At 67.4% G+C, this 19,747-nt stretch carries 16 protein-coding genes; 8 read left to right on the top strand and 8 right to left on the bottom strand.

The genetic code is table 11. From position 1 onward, the window contains the following. Positions 1 to 13: 13 nt before the first annotated feature. The 3 genes from AC5Y4F_RS15265 to rfbA are packed head-to-tail and all read left to right on the top strand — an operon-like array spanning position 14 to position 2,075. Positions 14 to 769 (top strand): maleylpyruvate isomerase family mycothiol-dependent enzyme, encoded by a 756-nt coding sequence (locus tag AC5Y4F_RS15265; protein ID WP_499997505.1) that lies wholly within the window; start codon positions 14 to 16, stop codon positions 767 to 769. A 29-nt stretch (positions 770 to 798) separates the two neighbouring features. Beyond that, on the top strand, positions 799 to 1,170 hold the full coding sequence (locus AC5Y4F_RS15260; RefSeq protein WP_067939874.1) for a hypothetical protein: 372 nt from the start codon (positions 799 to 801) through the stop codon (positions 1,168 to 1,170). A gap of 29 nt (positions 1,171 to 1,199) precedes the next feature. Beyond that, positions 1,200 to 2,075, top strand: a complete 876-nt coding sequence (rfbA, locus tag AC5Y4F_RS15255) for a glucose-1-phosphate thymidylyltransferase RfbA (protein ID WP_067939870.1) — start codon at positions 1,200 to 1,202, stop codon at positions 2,073 to 2,075. Here rfbA and AC5Y4F_RS15250 read toward each other — a convergent pair. From AC5Y4F_RS15250 to AC5Y4F_RS15230, 5 genes are all read right to left on the bottom strand, one after another. Further along, positions 2,017 to 3,282, bottom strand: coding sequence for a YibE/F family protein (locus AC5Y4F_RS15250; protein ID WP_067939882.1), 1,266 nt, complete (start codon positions 3,280 to 3,282; stop codon positions 2,017 to 2,019). The genes rfbA and AC5Y4F_RS15250 overlap by 59 nt on opposite strands. A 32-nt stretch (positions 3,283 to 3,314) precedes the next feature. After that, on the bottom strand, positions 3,315 to 4,607 hold the full coding sequence (locus AC5Y4F_RS15245) for a pyridoxal phosphate-dependent aminotransferase (protein WP_067939868.1): 1,293 nt from the start codon (positions 4,605 to 4,607) through the stop codon (positions 3,315 to 3,317). A gap of 32 nt (positions 4,608 to 4,639) precedes the next feature. Next, positions 4,640 to 7,558, bottom strand: a complete 2,919-nt coding sequence (locus tag AC5Y4F_RS15240; RefSeq protein ID WP_082947808.1) for a heterodisulfide reductase-related iron-sulfur binding cluster — start codon at positions 7,556 to 7,558, stop codon at positions 4,640 to 4,642. 236 nt (positions 7,559 to 7,794) lie between these two features. After that, on the bottom strand, positions 7,795 to 9,471 hold the full coding sequence (locus AC5Y4F_RS15235; protein ID WP_067939864.1) for an Hsp70 family protein: 1,677 nt from the start codon (positions 9,469 to 9,471) through the stop codon (positions 7,795 to 7,797). Between the two features lie 135 nt (positions 9,472 to 9,606). Next, positions 9,607 to 10,197 (bottom strand): hypothetical protein, encoded by a 591-nt coding sequence (locus tag AC5Y4F_RS15230; RefSeq protein ID WP_197520695.1) that lies wholly within the window; start codon positions 10,195 to 10,197, stop codon positions 9,607 to 9,609. A gap of 72 nt (positions 10,198 to 10,269) precedes the next feature. Between AC5Y4F_RS15230 and AC5Y4F_RS15225 the strand changes: the two genes are divergently transcribed. Further along, positions 10,270 to 10,920, top strand: a complete 651-nt coding sequence (locus AC5Y4F_RS15225; protein ID WP_067939860.1) for a DUF1345 domain-containing protein — start codon at positions 10,270 to 10,272, stop codon at positions 10,918 to 10,920. Between the two features lie 399 nt (positions 10,921 to 11,319). Further along, a complete protein-coding gene (locus AC5Y4F_RS15220; RefSeq protein WP_082947809.1) occupies positions 11,320 to 12,735 on the top strand; it encodes a sugar porter family MFS transporter in 1,416 nt (471 codons plus the stop codon). A gap of 100 nt (positions 12,736 to 12,835) precedes the next feature. Here the strand turns inward: AC5Y4F_RS15220 and AC5Y4F_RS15215 are convergent, their stop codons facing one another. The 3 genes from AC5Y4F_RS15215 to AC5Y4F_RS15205 form a co-directional block, all read right to left on the bottom strand. Continuing rightward, complete coding sequence (locus AC5Y4F_RS15215) at positions 12,836 to 13,423, bottom strand: hypothetical protein (RefSeq protein WP_067939857.1); 588 nt, start codon at positions 13,421 to 13,423, stop codon at positions 12,836 to 12,838. Between the two features lie 146 nt (positions 13,424 to 13,569). Then, the gene (locus tag AC5Y4F_RS15210) at positions 13,570 to 14,520 is read right to left on the bottom strand and encodes an amidohydrolase family protein (protein WP_499997504.1); all 951 of its coding nucleotides are present in this window, start codon (positions 14,518 to 14,520) and stop codon (positions 13,570 to 13,572) included. Between the two features lie 5 nt (positions 14,521 to 14,525). Then, positions 14,526 to 16,010 carry an aldehyde dehydrogenase family protein gene (locus AC5Y4F_RS15205; RefSeq protein WP_067936305.1) on the bottom strand — a complete coding sequence of 495 codons (1,485 nt, stop codon included), beginning with the start codon at positions 16,008 to 16,010 and terminating at the stop codon, positions 14,526 to 14,528. Between the two features lie 87 nt (positions 16,011 to 16,097). Here AC5Y4F_RS15205 and AC5Y4F_RS15200 point away from each other — a divergent pair, with 87 nt between their 5' ends. The 3 genes from AC5Y4F_RS15200 (at position 16,098) to grpE (ending at position 19,689) form a co-directional block, all read left to right on the top strand. Then, positions 16,098 to 17,039, top strand: coding sequence for a LysR family transcriptional regulator (locus AC5Y4F_RS15200; RefSeq protein WP_067936275.1), 942 nt, complete (start codon positions 16,098 to 16,100; stop codon positions 17,037 to 17,039). A 131-nt stretch (positions 17,040 to 17,170) separates the two neighbouring features. Continuing rightward, complete coding sequence (gene dnaK, locus AC5Y4F_RS15195; RefSeq protein ID WP_067936278.1) at positions 17,171 to 19,033, top strand: molecular chaperone DnaK; 1,863 nt, start codon at positions 17,171 to 17,173, stop codon at positions 19,031 to 19,033. Then, entirely contained in the window at positions 19,030 to 19,689 is a 660-nt protein-coding gene (gene grpE, locus AC5Y4F_RS15190) for a nucleotide exchange factor GrpE (protein WP_067936281.1), read from the top strand. The genes dnaK and grpE overlap by 4 nt, the downstream gene beginning before the upstream one ends. Positions 19,690 to 19,747 lie beyond the last annotated feature (58 nt).

Here is a 19,747-nt window from a genome sequence, read left to right as displayed (position 1 = left end):
TAGCGTGACCCGCGTGGACTTCGCCGGCGCATTCCTCGAGGAGAATCGAGCCTTCGCAGAGCTTTTTCAGGATGTCGATGAGGCGACGCCGGTACCCACCTGCCCCGGCTGGACCCTGCGCCAACTATTTCGGCACGTCGGTCGCGGCGATCGCTGGGCGGCACAGATCGTCCGCGAGCGACCCGACAGCTACGTCGATCCCCGCACGGTGGAGGGCGGCAAGCCACCGCCCGATCCGGCCGGCGCCATTGCCTGGTTGCATGGCGGTGCTCAGCGGCTGATCGACGCGGTCGAGCTGACCGGTGTGGAAACACCGGTCTGGACCTTCCTCGGGGCGCGCCCGGCGAACTGGTGGGTCCGGCGCCGCCTGCACGAGGTCGCGGTGCACCGCGCCGACGCGGCGATCGCACTGGGCAGCGATTTCGCTCTGGAACCGGGCGTGGCCGCCGACGGGATCACCGAATGGCTGGAGCGGGTGGCGCTCCAGGCCGGTGGGGAGGGCGCTCCGCTTCCGCTCGAGGAGGGCGACACTCTGCATCTGCACGCCACCGATGCCGGGTTGGGGGACGACGGCGAGTGGACGATCGCCGTCGAGCAGGGCCGGATCACCTGGTCGCACCAACACGGCAAGGGCAGCGCCGCGCTTCGCGGTGGCGCGACCGAGTTGCTGCTGGCGATTCTGCGCCGTCGGCCGCTGGCCGAGACGGGCATCGAGCTGTTCGGTGACGACGCCGTGTGGGAGCGCTGGTTGGCCCGTACGCCTCTCTAGGCGAGGGATCGCACGGTAACTTGCACACCATGACCACATCGGAGATCGCAACCGTACTGGCATGGCACGACGCACTCAGCGCTTCTGACCTGGCCACCCTGGAGTCCTTGTCCAGCGAAGACATCGAGATCGGCGACGCGCACGGCGCCGCGCAGGGCCATCAGGCGCTGCGCGACTGGGCCACCTCGCACCGGTCGACAGCGCAGCTCGGCCAGCTGTATGTGCATGACGGCGTCGTCGTCGCCGAACAAAAACTGGGCAGTCCTGACGGTCCCGGCGCGGCCACCGACGCGCTGGCATTCCGCGTTGTTCGTGACCATGTCACCTCGGTCTTCCGGCACGACAGCCTGGCGACGGCGCTGGCGGCCACCGAGCTCACCGAGGCCGACGCCGTCGAATAGGGCCGATCACGGCAACAGGAGCTGAATTAATGCGCGGAATCATCTTGGCCGGCGGATCGGGCACCCGCCTGCATCCGATCACCACGGGGATAAGTAAGCAGCTGCTGCCGGTCTATGACAAACCGATGGTTTACTACCCGCTGTCCACCCTGATGATGGCCGGAATCCGCGACATCCTGGTGATCACCACGCCACATGACGCGCCCGGATTCCAGCGACTGCTGGGCGACGGCTCGCAGTTCGGCGTCAACATCACCTACGTAGCGCAGGAAGAGCCGGATGGCCTGGCCCAGGCGTTCGTCTTGGGCGCCAGGCACATCGGCAACGATGCGGTGGGGTTGGTGTTGGGAGACAACATCTTCTACGGCCCGGGCCTGGGCACCAGCCTGAGCCGCTTCCAATCCGTAACCGGGGGAGCGGTTTTCGCATACTGGGTCGCCAACCCCTCGGCATACGGCGTCGTCGAGTTCAGCGACGACGGCAGGGCGCTGTCGCTGGAGGAGAAGCCCAAGACGCCGAAATCCAACTATGCGGTGCCGGGTTTGTACTTCTACGACAACGACGTGGTCGAGATCGCGAAGGGCCTGAAGAAATCGGCGCGCGGTGAGTACGAAATCACCGAGGTCAACCAGATCTATCTGAGCAGGGGCCGGCTTTCGGTCGAGGTGATGGCCCGCGGCACGGCCTGGCTGGACACCGGGACGTTCGACTCGCTGCTAGACGCCAGCGATTTCGTGCGCACCCTGGAGCGACGGCAGGGCCTGAAGGTCAGCGTCCCCGAGGAGGTGGCGTGGCGGCGAGGCTGGATCACCGACGACGAGCTGGCCGAGCGTGCACATGGGCTGCTCAAGTCCGGCTACGGCGGCTATCTGCTGGACCTGTTGGAGCGGAGTCGATTTCAGTAGGTTTGGCCAGCACCGCGGCGATCGCCGTCGTCAACGGCACCGAGAGCGCCAGCGCCATCCCACCAACCGCCGAGCGGGCGATCTCGATCGCCACACTCTCGCTGGTCAGCACGTCGGTCAATGACCGGTTGGCGACGCTGAACAGCAACAGCAGCGGCAGCGAACTGCCCGCGTATGCCAGCACCAGCGTGTAGACCGTGCTGGCGATGTGATCTCGGCCGACGCGGATGGCGCCCAAAAAAATCGCCCGCCGCGAGCCCCCGAGGTGGGCAAGCTCGAACACGGTCGAGGCCTGGGTCACCGTCACATCGTTGAGCACGCCCAGCGACCCGATGATGAAGCCGGCGAGCAGCAGGCCGCCGATCGACACGCTGCCCAGATACGCGCTGACGGTGCTGTTCTGTTCGTCCGACAGCCCGGTCAGGTGCGCCAACTGTATTGCCGCCCATGATAATCCGGCGGCGAGCAGCAGCGCTGACAGGGTGCCCAGCAGTGCGGCGCTGGTCCGCAGGTTCACCCCGTGCGCGAGATAGATCACCGCGTACAGGATCGCCGCCGACGCCACCAGCGCCACCGGAACCGCCGGAGCGCCGTCGCGCAGCGCCGGCAGGAGGAACGTCACCAGCACCACGAACGCGACCACGATGCCCACCAGCGCCAGCAGCCCGCGCCAGCGGGCCACGGCCACGATCACCACCGCGAATGCGATCGCCAAACCGCCCAGCGCCCAGCCGCGTTCGAAGTCGTAGAACGCATAGCTGGTGGTGCCCTGGTCGTCGACCTGACGGACGAGCCGAATGTGGTCGCCCACAGCGAATTTCGGCTGACCCGGACCCGGGGAGGACTCCAGGAGTGTCTGGGCCCCGGCGTTTGGTCCGGAATCGATCGAAACCTGGGTCAAAACGCACCGTCCCGCGCCCGGCGGGGCCTGCTGCGGCGCACCGGTGAGGACCTGGCTGACCGACGGGCTGCCGCAGTCGCCCACTCCGCTGGACAGCACGTGCCCGCCCTGCGTACTCACCGCGCCGCCGGTCGCGTTCTGCAGCGGCATCGGGATGTCGACGTGCTGTCGGCTCGGCCAGAGCACGACGGCGCCGGCGGCCACCGCCACGCCGATCGCGATCAACAACCCGACAACAACCCTGGCGGGCAACGGATCAACCGTGGACGGACCCGACGGCGTGCTGTGCGAGTGGAAGTGCGTCACCCGCTCCACCGTAGAGGCGGCCGCGCGGATGCCTACGGTCGATAGCCGGCGAGGAAGTTGCCCAGCCGCTCGATCGCGGCCGCCAGATCGCGGGCCCAGGGCAGTGTCACGATGCGCAGATGATCCGGGGCCGGCCAGTTGAAACCGGTGCCCTGGGTAACCAGGATCTTCTCCTGCAGCAGTAGGTCGAGCACGAGCTGTTCGTCGTCTTCGATGTCGTAGACCTCGGGATCCAGCCGGGGAAACGCGTAGAGCGCGCCGGCGGGTTTGACGCAGGACACCCCCGGGATCTCGTTGAGCTTGGTCCAGGCGACATCGCGCTGCTCGAGCAGCCGCCCGCCGGGCAGGACCAGGTCGTCGATGCTCTGGTAGCCGCCAAGGGCCACCTGGATCGCGTGCTGCGCCGGAACATTGGGGCACAGCCGCATGTTGGCCAGCAGGTTGATGCCCTCGATGAAACTTTCGGCGTGGTCCTTGGGTCCGGTGATCGCCAGCCAGCCGGCCCGATAGCCGGCCACCCGGTAAGCCTTGGACAGGCCGTTGAACGTCAGGCACAACATGTCCGGCGCCAGTGTGGCCAGGTTGATGTGCTTGGCGTCGTCGTAAAGGATCTTGTCGTAGATCTCGTCGGCGAGCAGCAACAGCTCGTGCCTGCGCGCCAGATCGACCATCTGGGTGAGGACTTCGCTGGTATAGACCGCGCCAGTCGGGTTGTTCGGGTTGATCACGACCAGCGCCTTGGTCCGGTCGGTGATCTTGGACTCGATGTCGGCGATGTCGGGCTGCCAGCCCTGTGTCTCGTCGCACAGGTAGTGCACGGGCGTTCCGCCCGCAAGGGAGGTCGACGCCGTCCACAGCGGGTAATCCGGCGAGGGGATCAGCACTTCGTCGCCGGTGTCGAGCAGGGCCTGCAACGTCATGGTGATGAGCTCGGAGACCCCATTGCCCAGATAGACGTCGTCGACGTCGAAGCGGGGGAATCCGTCGACCAACTCGTAGCGCGTGACCACCGCCCGGCGGGCGGGCAGGATGCCCCGCGAGTCGGAGTACCCCTGGGCGTACGGCAGGGCCTGGATCATGTCGCGCATGATCACGTCGGGCGCCTCGAAGCCGAACGGCGCCGGGTTGCCGATGTTGAGCTTGAGGATGCGATGCCCCTCGGCCTCCAGCCGTGCCGCGTGCGCGTGCACGGGCCCGCGGATTTCGTAAAGGACGTCCTGGAGCTTCGACGACTGCGCGAAACTACGCTGCGGCCGGTGATGAGCCGACGCGTGCAGGGGCACGTGATGGGTGGTCACACCACCAATGGTGCCACCACTGTCCACTGATTTTTGCTGCCAAGCCGCGAAGACGCAGGTCAGCGCTTGCCGGGGGGACGCGCCCCGCGGGCGATGCCCAGGCCTTTGACCGGGGGCTGCTCGGGTCCGTCGTCGCCGTCGGTCTGCCTTGCCGGGTCCGCTTTAGGCGCCGCCTCGGGTTTGGCCTCGGCCTTGGGCTCCTCGGCCTTGGGCTGCTCGGCCTTGGGCTCCTCGGCCTTGGGCTGCTCGGTCTTCGGCGCCGCCTTCTTGGCGCCGGGCCGCTTGGCGCCCGCGGCGATGCCCAGGCCCTTGACCGGGGCCGCGGGTGCCTTGGCTTCGGTCGCGGTGTCGGCTTCGGTCGTCTCGGCTTCGGGCGTCGCTTCCGCGGTTGCCTCGGCCTTGGGCGCCGCGGCCGCCGGTGCCGCCTTCTTGGCACCGGGCCGCTTGGCGCCCGCCGCCAGACCCAGGCCCTTCGCCGGGGCGGCGGGTGCCTTGGCTTCTCCGCCTGCGGCGGGTGCCTCGGCCTTGGCCCCCTCGGCGGCCGGCGCGCCCTTCTTCGCGCCCGGCTTCTTCGCGCCGCCGGCGATGCCCAGCCCTTTGACGGGCGCGGCGGGAGCCGCGGTGGCCTCGGACTTCGGGGCCGCCTCGGCCGCGGCGGGCGCCTCGGCCGGCGCTTCGGCGGGCGCCGTGGCTGTCGAGGCCTTGGGCGCCTGCGCCGCCCGCTTCTCGGCCTCCCTGGCGGCCGTACCCTTCTCTGGCAGCGTCGCCTTGTCGTACTCGAGGGACCCCAGCAGGATCTGCGCAACGTCGAGGACCTCGACACCGCTGCGTCCTGCCTCTTCCTGCCGGTCGTTGACACCGTCGGTGACCATCACCCGGCAGAAGGGACAACCGGTGGCGATGGTTGCGGCGCCGGTGGCCAACGCCTCGTCCACGCGTTCGTGGTTGATCCGCTTGCCGATGTGCTCTTCCATCCACATCCGCGCGCCGCCCGCTCCGCAGCAGAAGCTGCGCTCGGCATGCCGCGGCATCTCCGTCAGGTTCGCTCCCGCGGCCCCGATCAGCTCGCGTGGCGCCTCATACACCTTGTTGTGCCGGCCCAGGTAGCACGGGTCGTGATAGGTGATGTCCTGCGACACGGGGGTCACCGGCACCAGCTTGTTGTCTCGAATCAGCCGGTTGAGCAGCTGGGTGTGGTGCAGCACGCTGTAGTTGGAGCCCAGCTGCCGGTATTCGCGGCCCAGCGTGTTGAAACAGTGCGGGCAGGTGACAACGATCTTGCGGTCGACGGTCTCGACGCCCTCGAACACCCCGTCCAGTGTTTCGACGGCCTGGGCGGCCAGCTGCTGGAAGAGGAACTCGTTGCCGGAGCGGCGCGCGGAGTCGCCATTGCAGGTTTCGCCGGCCCCGAGCACCAGGTACTTGACCCCGGCGATGGCCAGCAGTTCGGCGACGGCCTTGGTGGTCTTCTTGGCCTTGTCGTCGTAGGCGCCGGCGCAACCCACCCAGAACAGGTACTCGAAGCCGTCGAAGCTGTCGACGTCCTCGCCGTAGACCGGGACGTCGAAGTCGACCTCGTCAATCCAGTTGGTCCGGTCCGACGCGTTCTGGCCCCACGGGTTGCTCTTGGTCTCCAGGTTCTTGAACAGCACGGACAGCTCGGACGGGAACTCCGATTCCATCATCACCTGGTAGCGCCGCATGTCGACGATGTGATCGACGTGCTCAATGTCCACCGGGCACTGTTCGACGCAGGCCCCACAGGTCACACACGACCACAGCACGTCGGGGTCGATGACGCCGCCCTGCTCGACGGTGCCGACCAGGGGCCGGGTCGCCTGCTCGGGGCCAGAACCCAGCACGCGGCCGAAGCCGGACTCGGGGACGTGGTGGGCCTCGGCGTGCTGCTCGCCGGACAGCTCCTCGCCGACCCCGCCCTCGGGGGTGTTCTCGGCGGGTGACTCCTTGTCGCCCAGGATGTAGGGCGCCTTGGCCATCCAGTGGTCGCGCAGGTCCATGATGACGAGCTTGGGAGACAGCGGCTTGCCGGTGTTCCACGCCGGACACTGCGACTGACAGCGCCCGCACTCGGTACAGGTGGCGAAGTCCAGCATCGCCTTCCAGCTGAAGTCTTCGACCTTGCCACGGCCGAATTCGGCGTCGTCGGGCGGGTTTTCGAAGTCGATCGGCTTGCCATCGGCCTCGATCGGCAGCAGCGGGCCGAGCCCGTCGGGCAGCCGCTTGAAGATGACATTGATCGGCGCCGAGAAAATGTGCAGGTGCTTGGAGTGCAGCACGATCAACAGGAAGGCCAGCATGACCCCGATGTGCAGCAGCAGGGCCGTCGTCTCGATGATCTCGTTGGCGGGCTGGCCCAGTGGGTGCAGGATCGTGCCGAACAGCTGCGACAGGAACGCGCCGTTGCCGTAGGGCAGCGTGCCGTTGTTCACCGCCGACCCGCGGACCAGCACGTAGGTCCAGATGACGTTGAAGATCATGAACAGAATCAGCCAGGCGCCGCCCGTGTGCGAGCCGTAGAACCGCGACGAGCGGCCGATCTCGCGCGGGCTGCGCATCAACCGGATGATCGCGAAGGTGGTGATCCCGAGGAACACGGCCGTTGCGAAGAAGTCCTGCAGGAAGCCCAGCGCGTCCCATCGGCCGATGATCGGGATGTGGAAGTTGTCCTGGAAGAGCAGCCCATAGGCCTCGATGTAAACGGTGAGCAGTATGAAGAAGCCCCACATCGTGAAGAAGTGGGCCAGGCCGGGGATCGACCACTTCAGCAGGCGGCGCTGGCCGAAGACCTCGGCGATCTCCGTCCAGATTCGCCTGCCCGGGTCGTCCGTGTGACCCGGCGCCGGCTTGCCCGCCGTGACCAGCTTGAACAGCCACAGGACCCGCCGCGCCGCCAGCGCGACCACCAGCAGCGTCATGCCCATGCCCACGACCAGTCTGATGAGCATCTGCGTAGTCACAGAAGGTCTCCCCAATGAATAGTTGAATCAGCCTGCGTTGTATTTGCCTGCTTGAGCCCCGCTCATAGTTACATCTCCGCGGCTTTCAGCGCGAGAAAGGCTGCCCTAACTTGGCAGTTCGCCATGCCCCTGGCCTGCTGGTTAATACCCATTCACCGGAGGCGACGCATACGAAGTGATGAGCGCCACCAAACTTCGTTGAATAACCGTTGCCGCGGGGCTTGGAACTGTTCCCGTCAGCGCCCGAAGATTGGCGGCAGGGGCCGCCCGCGCGTGGTCGTCGGTGCCGCGGTGGTGGTCGCCTGCGACGTAGTGGTGGGGGCGGCCGTCGTGGTGGTGGTAGTGCTCGGCGGCGCGGACGTCGTGGTCGTGGCGGTGGTCGACGGCGCCGGCGCGGGCGTCGTGGTGGTGGCCGACGGCTCGGTGGACGGCGGCGGGGGCGCTGGGATCACGGTGACGGTGGTGCTGTCGTTCGGCCCGGTGATGGTCACGGTTTGCGGCGGTTGGCTGGGCGGCGACGTGGGGCGGACCGGTGTGGACTTGGTGAGCAACAGGTTGATCGCCAAGATCAGGGCCACCAGCACCGCCGCGGCCGCCCCGGCCACGCTCAACACCAGCGCCGTGCGCTTGTACCAGGGCAATCGCCCCGGGGCGGGGGCGTAGTGACTGCCGGTCGCACCGTCGAATTCCCTTGCCTCACTGGCGTACTCGCCGGTCGCGTCGCGCCCGGTATAGGGCACCGGCTCGTCGTGGTCGGCGTCCTGCGACCACGCCAGAGCGTCGTCCACGTCGGTGGCCTGGGCTCCCCACGCGGCCTGGGTCATGTCCAGCCCGGTGGTGCCGACCATTTCGGTCGGCGCTTCCACGGCGGCGGCCGCGGCGGTCGGAGCGCCGCCCGACGCGTAATGCGGGCCGAGCACCGCCGCACCGAGGGCGGCGCTGAGCGCCGGCTGCGCGGTGCTGTGCACCGGTACCCCGAACCGTTGCGACAAGCGCGCCTTGAGCAACGGGATGTTCGCGCCACCGCCGGCGATCGCCATGGCGCTGAGCCTGGTGTTCGGAATCGCGTTGCGCCGCAAGGACTCGTCGACCCACGCGAGGAACCGGTCCAGCGGTGCGGAGATCAATTGCTCGAATTCGGTGCGGGACAGCTGGGCACCCTCGTCGCTGGCCCCGGCGATGGTGCCCACACCCGCGGTCGACAGTTGCTCCTTGGCGCGCCGGCACGCGGCGAGCAGGCGGGTCTGCGACCCGACCCGCGCGGCGCCGCCGAGCATGGCGGTGCTGACGTCGGCGGACAGCAGGTGATCCAGGATGAGCTGATCGATCGCGTCGCCGGAGAAATCGGTGTACCGCGCGACCGGACCCACCGACGCGAAGCCGGCCCCGGCATCCATCAGGGTGACCGTGGTGCCAGCGGCGCCGAAGTCGCACAGGGCGATAACGCCGTCGGCCCTGAATCCCGGCGTGCCGCGCAGCGCCGCGAGCGCGGCCGTGGCATCGGAAACCAGCATCGGCGCCGCCCCGCCGCGCGCCAGGTCCGACTGGGCGAAGAACTCCTCACGCAGCGCCGCGAACTGGTCGCGGGACCAGTAGGCGGGCACCGCGATGGTGATCGGTGACCCGTAGCCGACCGCGCGGGCCATGGCCTCGATCGCCTCGACCGTCAGCGCCGCGCCGAGGTACTTGGTGCCGTCGGCCGCCACCAATGGCGCGCGGTCGCCAACGCGTTCGACGAAACCCCGCAGCACCAGTCCCGGTTCGGTCAGATTCGGATTTTCTTCCGGCAGGCCAACTTCGGTGGGTCGCTGTTCGAACAACGTCAGCACGGAGCTGCGGGTTATCGGAGCGCCGCCCGCGCGGGCAGCCACCAGGTTGGCCACCCCGATAGACAGCCCGAGCGACTCGCTCATCTGCTACACCCCTGTGTCAGTCGTCCCGTTGCCGTCGCGCGGCGGTGCTCGCCGTAGCGACCGTGGATTGCAGCGAGTGTAGGGCTTCGCCGGCGCGGTGCGGTGCAACCTTGAATCGGGTTCGCCACCGGCTCGCTAACGCAGCCCAGGCGGCACCGTGACCGGATTCGGCACCCCCGGAACGGTGATCACCGACGGCAGCTGCGGCAAATGGTGGTGATGCGACGGCTGTTGGGTCTGTCCTCCGGTGGGCTGCTGTTGAGGCGGCTGCTGCTGGGTCGGCTGCTGCGCGGGTGGTTCCTCTGCGCTGCTGGGCGCGGTGGTGGGGGTGGTCGTCGTCGGGGTCGTCGACGTGGTGGTGGTCGTGGTGCTTGTCGTCGTTTTCGGATTGTGGTTGACGCTCTGTTGTCCGTGCATGAGCTGGATGATGCCGAAGACGATCAACGCGATCAGGATGACGACGGAGACCAGCCACGCGACGAGCATTCCGGGCCTGCGGTACCAGGGAGTCGGCTCGGCCTCCTGGTCGAACGGGTCGACGTCGCCGGGTTGCTCGAACCCCTCGGGCGGGTTCGGCGGGCGACCGGATGACGGAATCTGGCCGGTCGGCGGCTGTTCGGCCGCGCCGAAGTCGCCATGCTGCGTCGGCTGGTTGTGGAAGTCGTCGCGCGGGCCATTGGATGCCACGGCACCGATGGTACTAACCGCACCTGCCAATCTCCTCATGCCGGCCCTGAACGACGCGGCGGTGCGCCGAAGACGTGGGCTGACGATCCGCGTGGTGGTTAGGTCAAGGGCGTGGATTCCCTGGTGAAGTTGTTGCGAGACACGGTCGCGGTCCGGATATCGGTCTGCGTGGTCCTCGGGGTCGCCGGCGCTGTCGCGGTCGGCAATACGGCCGGTTGGCGTTATGCGTTGGCCGGCTGGATCATCACCGCCGGAATGTATGCGGTGTGGACGCACCTCAGCCTGCTCGGCATGGATGCCGAGCAGACCTGCCGCTGGTCGACGCGGGAGGATCCGACCCGCTGGGTCGCCGACGCGGTCATCCTGTCGGCGAGCGTCGCGAGCCTGGGCGGTGTCGGCTACGTGGTGGCCGCGGGCTCGCGCTCGGGGCGCGAAGCCGTGGCCGCCGCCATCCTCGGCGTCCTGACGGTCGCGGCGTCCTGGGTCGCCGTGCACACGCTGTACGCCGTGCACTACGCGCGGCTCTACTACTCGGATGACCCGGGCGGCATCAACTTTCACGATCCTGAGCCGCCCCGCTTCCGGGATTTCGCCTATCTCGCCTTCACCGTCGGCATGACCTACCAGGTGTCAGACACCGAGATCGGCTTGACCTCGATCAGGGCGACGGTATTGCGGCATGCGCTGCTGTCTTACCTGCTCGGGGCGGTTGTGTTGGCTGTGACGATCAATCTGATCGCGGGACTTGGCTCCAAGTTCTGACCGGATCGCCGGCTCAGAAGGTGTTGACCGTATCGAGAGGCTTCTTCGGCCGAAAAACGTTTTAGTACAATAACAACGATCGCCGCGTCACCTCGACTTTCGTGCAATTCGTGACGGGCTCGCGTCCCGTTTCGATATTGGAAGTCAAGCGGCAAGCCCGTAACAGGCGCCGCGTTTGCCGGGCCCGGGCGGACCAACCAGCAACCGAAGCGAGCTGGATACCCGTTCATTGACCGCACCAGCGACCAACAGGCGCAGCCATGCGACAGCGGTTATGGCATCGGGCTATGAAAAGCGCGGCGAGCGACCAGGAAATCCGAGCATTGGGAGGCGATGACGATGCCCGGCCGGCCCGCCGACCAGCCCGGGGTTCGTCACCTCCGCTCCGGCGTCACCGGTATGGCCAACGCGGAAGTATCGCAGGGCGCAGCCGGTGGCGGCGAGGGAAAACAACTGACGAGCGGCGTGGTCATCATCGCGCTCGTCGCGGCGATCTCGGGGATGCTGTACGGCTACGACACCGGTGTCATCTCCTGGGCGCTCTTGCAGCTCACCCAGGACTTCAACATCACCGAGGGCTGGCAGCAGGTGATCGCCGCCAGCATCCTGCTCGGCGCCATCATCGGGGCATTGACGTGTAGTTGGCTTTCCGATCTGCGCGGCCGTCGCGGCACCCTGTTGATGCTGGCGGTGGTGTTCATCGTCGGCGCGCTGTGGTGCGCCGACGCGCCCGATTCCGTTGCGCTGTCGCTGGGAAGGCTGGTCCTGGGCTTCGCGGTCGGCGGGGCGACGCAGACGGCACCGATGTATGTCGCCGAACTCTCGCCACCGGCCTACCGGGGGCGGTTGGTGCTGTGCTTCCAGATCGCCATCGGGGTTGGCCTCCTCGTCGCTACCCTCGTCGGGGTCTCCGACTCGATCTCCTGGCGAGGGCCGATCGGGATCGCGTGCGTACCCGCGGCGATCATGCTGTGGCTGTTGCTGCGCCTGCCGGAAAGTCCGCGCTGGCTGGTCAAGCAAGGTGATCGACACGCCGCGCAAGCGGTATTGGAACAGGTCCGGCCCGAGGGCTACGACGTGGGTAGCGAGCTGGACGAAGCGATTGAACTCGCACGCGTCGAACACACGGCCAGTACCCGAGGGTGGGGTGGGCTGCGCGCCGCCTGGGTGCGCCCGGCCCTGGTCCTGGGTTGCGGCATCGCGGTGTTCACCCAGCTCAGCGGCATCGAGATGATCATCTACTACTCGCCGACCATATTGACCGACGACGGCGTGTACAGGTCCGTCGCTCTGTGGGTATCGGTGGGCTTGGGTGCGACCTACCTGATCGCCCAACTGATCGGGCTGGCCATCATCGACCGGGTGGGTCGGCGCCGGCTCACCCTCATCATGGTGCCGGGTGCGGCGATCAGCCTGTTCGTGCTGGGTCTGCTGTTCGTGACCAGCGGCAGCGGTCACGAGGTGATTCCCTACATCATGATCTGCCTGACCGCCTTCATGCTGTTCAATGGCGGCGGCCTACAGCTGATGGGCTGGCTGACCGGCTCGGAGACTTATCCGCTGGCGGTGCGCCCGGCCGCCACCGCCGTGCAGTCGGCGACACTGTGGGGGACCAACCTCGTAATCACGTTGACGATGCTGTCGCTCATCAAAGCGATCGGGGTCGGGCCCTCGATGTGGCTCTACGCGTTGTTCAACCTGGCGGCGTGGGTCTTCGTGTACTTCCGCATGCCCGACCTCACCGGTAAGAGCCTGGAGGAGATCGAAAACCAGCTGTCTGAGGGGAAATTTCGACCGTCGGACTTCACCCGTTGACAATTCGGTTGCGCGACAAGTCGTTCGGCACCTGATGCCGGACGGCCGGCTCAGCCGGCCGGATCGCGCCGTAGCCCGAATGATTCGGCGTTTCAGGCCCCTAGAACGTGCTGACCTTCTCGATGCTGACGAACATGCCGTGCTTGGTCTGGTCGTTCGTGAAGCGGGTGCCGTCGGCGGTGGCGACGATCGTCCAGCCCTGCGCCGCGTAGGTCTTGTAGTCGATGGTGACGGTCGGGATGGCGCCCAGGTTGCCCAGCACCCACTGCACTTTGCCGTCGCTGTTGATGCTGACCCCGTTGGCGTGCTCACCGTCCTGCAGCGGTGAGTTGGTGAACGGCGCCTCACAGCCGACGGTCTCCCTGTTGATCTGGCAGCGCGTCACGCCGGATTTGGTCTCGATGAAGACGTAACCGTTCTGGTCGGGCGGCAGCGGGATGGCTCCCGCTGGATTGGTCGGGTTCGCCGGCGCAGTGGACGGGCCCGGCGCGGGGGTGGCGGTGGCCGACGGCGGAGTGGATCTGGGGGTGGGGAATGACGGTTCGGTGGGACCCGCTCCGGGCGAGGCCACCGGCCGGCCGCCGATGACGGAGCTGCAGCCAGAGACCAGCTCTGAACTGGCCAGCAGGGCTACGAGCAGCAGCGAACCACCGGCCAGGCTCCGCCGCACATTCTCCGAAAACCGCACCCGCCGCTCCCCAGACGATTCGAAATAGCGGCACTTAGGTTACGCACCGGGAGGCGAAAGTCCTGTTCCGGCGCGGCTATCGATGCAGAGCCGATGGTCCGGGTTTATCACCGCGTGATCGACCGGTCACGGATCTGTTCGGGCCGCTAGAGGCCGAGTAGCTTTTCGGCGTTGCGGTGGCTGATCGCGGCCCGCTCGTGATCGCACAGCGGCAAGCCGTCGAGGAAGGCGCGGGCGGCGACCATCGACCCGAACGGATAGTCGGCGGAGAAGGCCACGCGTTCGATCCCCACCTGCGCCACCAGGTTCGCGTACGTGGCGTGGTCATTGAAGTTGGCGAACGTGTAGTGGAAGTTCTCGCGCAGATAGGAACTCACGGGGCGTCGCAGGCCGGTCAAATCCGGTGTCAGCGTTGCGTCGAAACGCGGGAGCATGAACGACGTCGCTTCACCCATGTGCCCGATGATGATCTGCAACGACGGGTGGCGGTCGAACACGCCGCCGAGAATCATCCGCAGCGCGTGGGTGGCGGTATTGATGTGCCACCCCCAGCCCACCGTGGCCAGCGCGAACGTGACGGGCTCGGCGAAGCCGGCGTAGCTGGACTCGATGACGCCCGCCGGCGGGATGGTCGGATGCAGGTAGATCGGTGCTTGCAGGGCGGCCGCGCGGGCCAGGATGGGCTCGAAGAACGGGTCGTCCAGGTAACGGCCCCGGCTGTGTCCGTTGATCACCGCGCCGGGAAAGCCGAGCCGGCGCACGGCCCGTTCGAGTTCGTCGGCCGCCTGGTCGGGGGCGCTGGTGGGCACGGTGGCAAAACCCGCCAGGCGATCCGGGTATCGCTGCACCGCGGCCGCGAGCTGGTCGTTACAGTCGCGGGCCAGCCGAACGCCTTCGTCCGGGTCCAGCTGTTCCACCCCGGGTGCGGCCAGTGACAGCACCGCCAGATCCACCCCCGCCTCGTCCATCGCCGCGATGCGGCCGTCGCCGAGATCGCTGGCCGGTTCCACGATGCCGGGCCGCGACGCGAGCCAGGTGCCCGGCCCACGCAGGAATTCCGTTGTGGCGTAATGCTCTTCAAGGGCGATTACACGCATCTGAGTTATCCTTCGACGACTCGGGTGGCGGCGTTCCAATACGGCAGCTCGTCGCGGTTGGCGGCCAGGCGGATGGTTTTGGTGTAGCCGTATTCGGCCAGCGTCTCCTGTGCGTGCTCGCGGCCGAACCCGCTGTGGCCGACGCCGCCGAATCCGCTGCCGATGGCCATCCGCGCGTAGTTGTTGATGAAGACGGCTCCGGCCCGGATCTGCCGGCTCACCCGCAGCGCCCGATCGCCGTCGGCGGTGAAAACCGCGGCGACCAGTCCGTACGGCGTGCCGTTGGCGATGCGGACCGCCTCGGCCTCGTCGGTGAACCGGATCAGTGCGACGACCGGGCCGAAGATCTCCTCCTGCGCCACCCGCATGCCCGGTGTGACGCCGGTCAGCACGGTCGGTGCGACGTAGAAGCCGTCCGCGAGTTCGGGATCCTGCGGCAGCGGAGCCTGGGCGGCGATGCGGGCGCCCTCGGCCATGCCGATGTCGAGATATTCCAGCACCTGCTTGCGCTGTGCCCTGGTGACCAGCGGGCCCACGTCGGTGCCGGGGTCGGCGCCGTCGCCCACCCGCAGCTGGGAGACCGCGGCGCACAGCCTTTTCTCGAATTCGGCATAGATGTTGTCCTGCACCAGGATTCGCGAGGACGCTGTGCACGCCTCGCCCTGGTTGAAGAAGCCACCTTCGACGGCGGCCAGCAGTGCCTCACGCAAATTGGCGTCGTCGAATACCAGCAGCGGGTTCTTTCCGCCCAGCTCCATGAGCGCCGGCGTGAGGTTGCCGGCCGCGGTGCGCAGCACAGCCGAACCGGTGAGCGGTGACCCGGTGAAGGAGATCTTGCCCACCAGTTGATGCTCGGCCAACGCCGCGCCCACCTCGCCGCCGCCGGGCACGGCGTGCACCACCGGGTCGGGCAGCACCGACTGGATCAGTTCGACCAGCCGCAGCACCACCGATGGCGTCTGCTCGGGCGGTTTCAGCACGACGGCGTTGCCGACGGCCAGCGCGGGAGCGATCTTGCCCGCGGTGTGGATCGGTGGCCAGTTGAAGGGCACGATGCCGGCGATCACGCCGTAGGGCTCCAGCGTGGTGACGTCGAAGATCGGGCCGTAGTCGCGCGCCTGGCTCGGCAGCACCTCAACCATGGCGCCGAAGTATTCGAAGATTCCGATCGCGGCTTCCACGTCGAAGCCGCGGGCCTGGCTGATCGGCTTGCCCATTTCCAGCGACTCGAGGGCGGCGATCTCGTCGGCGTGCGCGCGAATGACGTCGGCGACCCGCCGCAGATAGCGGCCGCGTTCACGGGCCGGGCGGTGCTTCCAGCTCAGGTGCGCGGCGTGTGCCGCCCGCACCGCCCTGTCCACCTCGTCGATACCGGCGCCTTGCACCACGGTGACGACCTGACCCGTGGCGGGGTTTTCCACGACGAATCTGTCGTCGGGGGACCCCGACGACCACCGCGTGCCGATCTCGGTGGGGGTTTGCTGATTCATGGGCATTGTCACGGTATGGCCGACCCCACGATCAGCACCAACGATATATTCTGATGCGCTTGATCATTATTGGTGATAATCGCTGATATGGAGCTTCGCCACCTCGAGTATTTCCTGGCCGTCGCGGACAGCCGAAGCTTCACCGGAGCGGCCACGCGACTGCGGGTCGTGCAATCCGGAGTATCGGCGACGATCAAGGCGCTCGAACGCGAACTGGGCACCGAGCTCTTCGTCCGGGGCCCGGGCGGAGCGACATTGAGCCCCGCCGGAGAAGCGCTGCGGCCCCACGCCCGGACCACGCTTGACGCCGCCCGCGCGGCCAAGGACGCGGTCGACGCCGCCCGGGGCACCGTGCGCGGCACCGTCAGGGTCGGCACGTTGACGTCGGTCAGCGTCATCGACGTGCCGACCGTGCTGGCCGAACTGCACGCCCGTCACCCCGAGGTGGTCGTCCACCTGCGTGCGGCCAGCGCCGGCTCGGCCGGTCTAGCCGGCCAATTGCGCGACGGGGGCCTCGACGTCGCCTTTCTGGTGTTCACCGGACCACCACCGGCTGACCTGAATACCCGGCTGGTCGCGTCGGTGCCCCTCCTACTGGTGGTGCCCGCCGAGCATCCACTGACGCGGCGCAAGACGGTTTCACTGGCCGATCTGGCGGGCATGTCCTTCGTCGACGGACCGCCGGGGTATGGCAACCGCACCGTGGTCGACACCGCGTTCGCGGCTGCGGGTGTCGAGCGGACCGTCGCGGTGGAGGTTGCCGACATCGGCACCGCGGCGACCTGCATCCGCAAGGGGCTGGGCATCGGCTTTTTGAGCTGGTCCATCCTCGACGGCATCGACAGCTCGGGCTTGGTCAGCGTCCGAATCACCGGGCACGACCTGCAGTGGCGGCTCTACGTGGCGACCTCGGGGACCCGGCCGGTCAGCGCGGCCACCCGCGCGCTGCTGGCGCTGATCGAGGATGTTGCCGACGGGGCTCCGAATAGTCAGCCACCCCGGGAACAAGGCGGCACCGATCGCCGTTAACATGATCGACAAGTTGAGCGAACCACACTCAATGCCGGGTTGACAGCCCACCAGCCCCACGGGCAGGCTTGAGCGGGGTTCACTCAGCATAGTGACACCAAGCAAGCTCTACATATTCAGGAGGAATCACCATGGCTCGTGCGGTCGGTATCGACCTCGGGACCACCAACTCCGTCGTCGCAGTCCTCGAGGGTGGTGACCCAGTCGTCGTCGCCAACTCGGAGGGTTCGCGGACCACGCCGTCCATCGTCGCCTTCGCGCGCAATGGCGAGGTGTTGGTCGGCCAGCCCGCCAAGAACCAGGCGGTCACCAACGTCGACCGCACCATCCGTTCGGTCAAGCGACACATGGGAACCGACTGGTCCGTCGAGATCGATGACAAGAAATACACCGCTCAGGAGATCAGTGCCCGCGTGCTGATGAAGCTGAAGCGCGACGCCGAGGCGTATCTGGGCGAGGACGTCACCGACGCGGTGGTCACCGTGCCGGCGTACTTCAACGACGCCCAGCGTCAGGCGACCAAGGAAGCCGGCCAGATCGCCGGCCTCAACGTCCTGCGCATCGTCAACGAGCCGACCGCGGCCGCGCTGGCCTACGGCCTGGACAAGGGCGAGAAGGAACAGACCATCCTGGTCTTCGACCTCGGTGGCGGTACGTTCGACGTCTCGCTGCTCGAGATCGGCGAGGGTGTGGTCGAGGTCCGCGCCACCAGCGGTGACAACCACCTCGGTGGGGACGACTGGGATGACCGCGTCGTCGAGTGGCTCGTCGATAAGTTCAAGGGCACCAGCGGAATTGACCTCACCAAGGACAAGATGGCGATGCAGCGGCTGCGTGAGGCCGCCGAGAAGGCCAAGATCGAGCTCTCGAGTTCGCAGAGCACGTCGATCAACCTGCCGTACATCACCGTCGACGCGGACAAGAACCCGCTGTTCCTCGACGAGCAGCTGACCCGCGCCGAATTCCAGCGCATCACACAGGATCTGCTGGACCGCACGCGTCAGCCCTTCCAGTCCGTGATCAAGGACGCCGGTATCTCGGTCTCCGAGATCGACCACGTGGTCCTGGTGGGTGGTTCCACCCGGATGCCCGCGGTGACCGAGCTGGTCAAGGAGCTCACCGGCGGCAAGGAGCCCAACAAGGGCGTCAACCCCGACGAGGTTGTCGCCGTGGGCGCCGCCCTGCAGGCCGGCGTGCTCAAGGGCGAGGTGAAAGACGTTCTGCTGCTTGATGTTACGCCGCTGAGCCTGGGTATCGAAACCAAGGGCGGCGTGATGACCAAGCTCATCGAACGCAACACCACCATCCCCACCAAGCGGTCGGAGACCTTCACCACGGCCGACGACAATCAGCCGTCGGTGCAGATCCAGGTCTATCAGGGTGAGCGCGAAATCGCTTCGCACAACAAGCTGCTCGGCTCCTTCGAACTCACCGGCATCCCGCCGGCCCCACGCGGCGTCCCACAGATCGAGGTCACGTTCGACATCGACGCCAACGGCATCGTGCACGTCACCGCCAAGGACAAGGGCACCGGCAAGGAGAACACGATCAAAATCCAGGAGGGCTCCGGCCTGTCCAAGGAGGAGATCGACCGGATGATCAAGGACGCCGAGGCGCACGCCGAGGAGGACCGTCAGCGTCGCGAAGAGGCCGACGTCCGCAACCAGGCCGAATCGCTGGTCTACCAGACGGAGAAGTTCGTCAAGGACCAGCGTGACGCCGAGGGCGGCTCGAAGGTCCCCGAGGACACGCTGTCCAAGGTCGACGCCGCGATCGCCGAGGCCAAGACGGCCCTGGCCGGCACCGACATCACCGCGATCAAGGCGGCCATGGAGAAGCTGGGGCAGGAATCGCAGGCGCTCGGACAGGCGATCTACGAGGCCACCCAGGCCGCCGGCGAGCAGGCCGGTGGCGGCGCGGCAGGCGACGGGTCTGGCTCCGCTGACGATGTCGTGGACGCGGAGGTGGTCGACGATGACCGGGAGTCCAAGTGACGGAAAGCAATCCACAGGAACAGGTGACAGTCACCGACAAGCGGCGAATCGACCCTGAGACCGGTGAAGTACGGCAGGTCCCTCCCGGCAACGCGCCGGGAGGGGCTGCGCGGGGCGACTTCTCGGGTGAATCACCCGAGGAGGCCGGCAAGGCCGCCGAACTGCTGGGCGATCTGCAACGGGTGCAGGCCGACTTTGCGAACTACCGCAAGCGTGCGCTGCGCGATCAGCAAGCCGCGGCGGACCGGGCCAAGGCCGCCGTCGTCAACCAATTGCTGGGCGTGTTGGACGATCTCGACCGCGCACGCAAGCATGGCGACCTGGAGTCCGGGCCGTTGAAGTCGGTGGCCGACAAGCTGGAAAGCGCGCTGACCGGCCTCGGCCTGTCGGCGTTCGGCGAGGAGGGCGAGGACTTCGATCCGGTGCTGCACGAAGCCGTCCAGCACGAAGGCGACGGCTCCCGTCCGGTGATCGGCACCGTCATGCGTCAGGGCTACAAGCTGGGCGATCAGGTGCTGCGCCACGCGTTGGTCGGCGTCGTCGACACGGTCGACGATGAGGGCGACGCAACCGCCGAGTCCGCCGAGTCCGCCGCGGCGGCCGGGCAAACCGACCCCGCCGAATCGGACGATAACGCCGGCACGTCCGGTGACTAGACCACACAATCAGCACATTGGAAGAGTGACCAAGAGAAAGTGGTGAGGGGGTGACGCG

This window comes from Mycobacterium sp. NGS56, assembly GCF_059812425.1.
Note: the sequence above shows the minus strand (reverse complement) of the source record. Positions and strands in the feature narration are given on the sequence as shown.

What these genes read in the sequence shown, in the direction of transcription:
- AC5Y4F_RS15260 (WP_067939874.1), top strand. Translation starts at nt 799, where the DNA reads ATGACCACATCGGAGATCGCAACCGTACTGGCATGGCACGACGCACTC.
- rfbA (WP_067939870.1), top strand. Translation starts at nt 1,200, where the DNA reads ATGCGCGGAATCATCTTGGCCGGCGGATCGGGCACCCGCCTGCATCCG.
- AC5Y4F_RS15235 (WP_067939864.1), bottom strand. Translation starts at nt 9,471, where the DNA reads ATGAGCGAGTCGCTCGGGCTGTCTATCGGGGTGGCCAACCTGGTGGCT.
- AC5Y4F_RS15230 (WP_197520695.1), bottom strand. Translation starts at nt 10,197, where the DNA reads ATGAGGAGATTGGCAGGTGCGGTTAGTACCATCGGTGCCGTGGCATCC.
- AC5Y4F_RS15220 (WP_082947809.1), top strand. Translation starts at nt 11,320, where the DNA reads ATGGCCAACGCGGAAGTATCGCAGGGCGCAGCCGGTGGCGGCGAGGGA.
- AC5Y4F_RS15210 (WP_499997504.1), bottom strand. Translation starts at nt 14,520, where the DNA reads ATGCGTGTAATCGCCCTTGAAGAGCATTACGCCACAACGGAATTCCTG.
- AC5Y4F_RS15205 (WP_067936305.1), bottom strand. Translation starts at nt 16,010, where the DNA reads ATGAATCAGCAAACCCCCACCGAGATCGGCACGCGGTGGTCGTCGGGG.
- AC5Y4F_RS15200 (WP_067936275.1), top strand. Translation starts at nt 16,098, where the DNA reads ATGGAGCTTCGCCACCTCGAGTATTTCCTGGCCGTCGCGGACAGCCGA.
- dnaK (WP_067936278.1), top strand. Translation starts at nt 17,171, where the DNA reads ATGGCTCGTGCGGTCGGTATCGACCTCGGGACCACCAACTCCGTCGTC.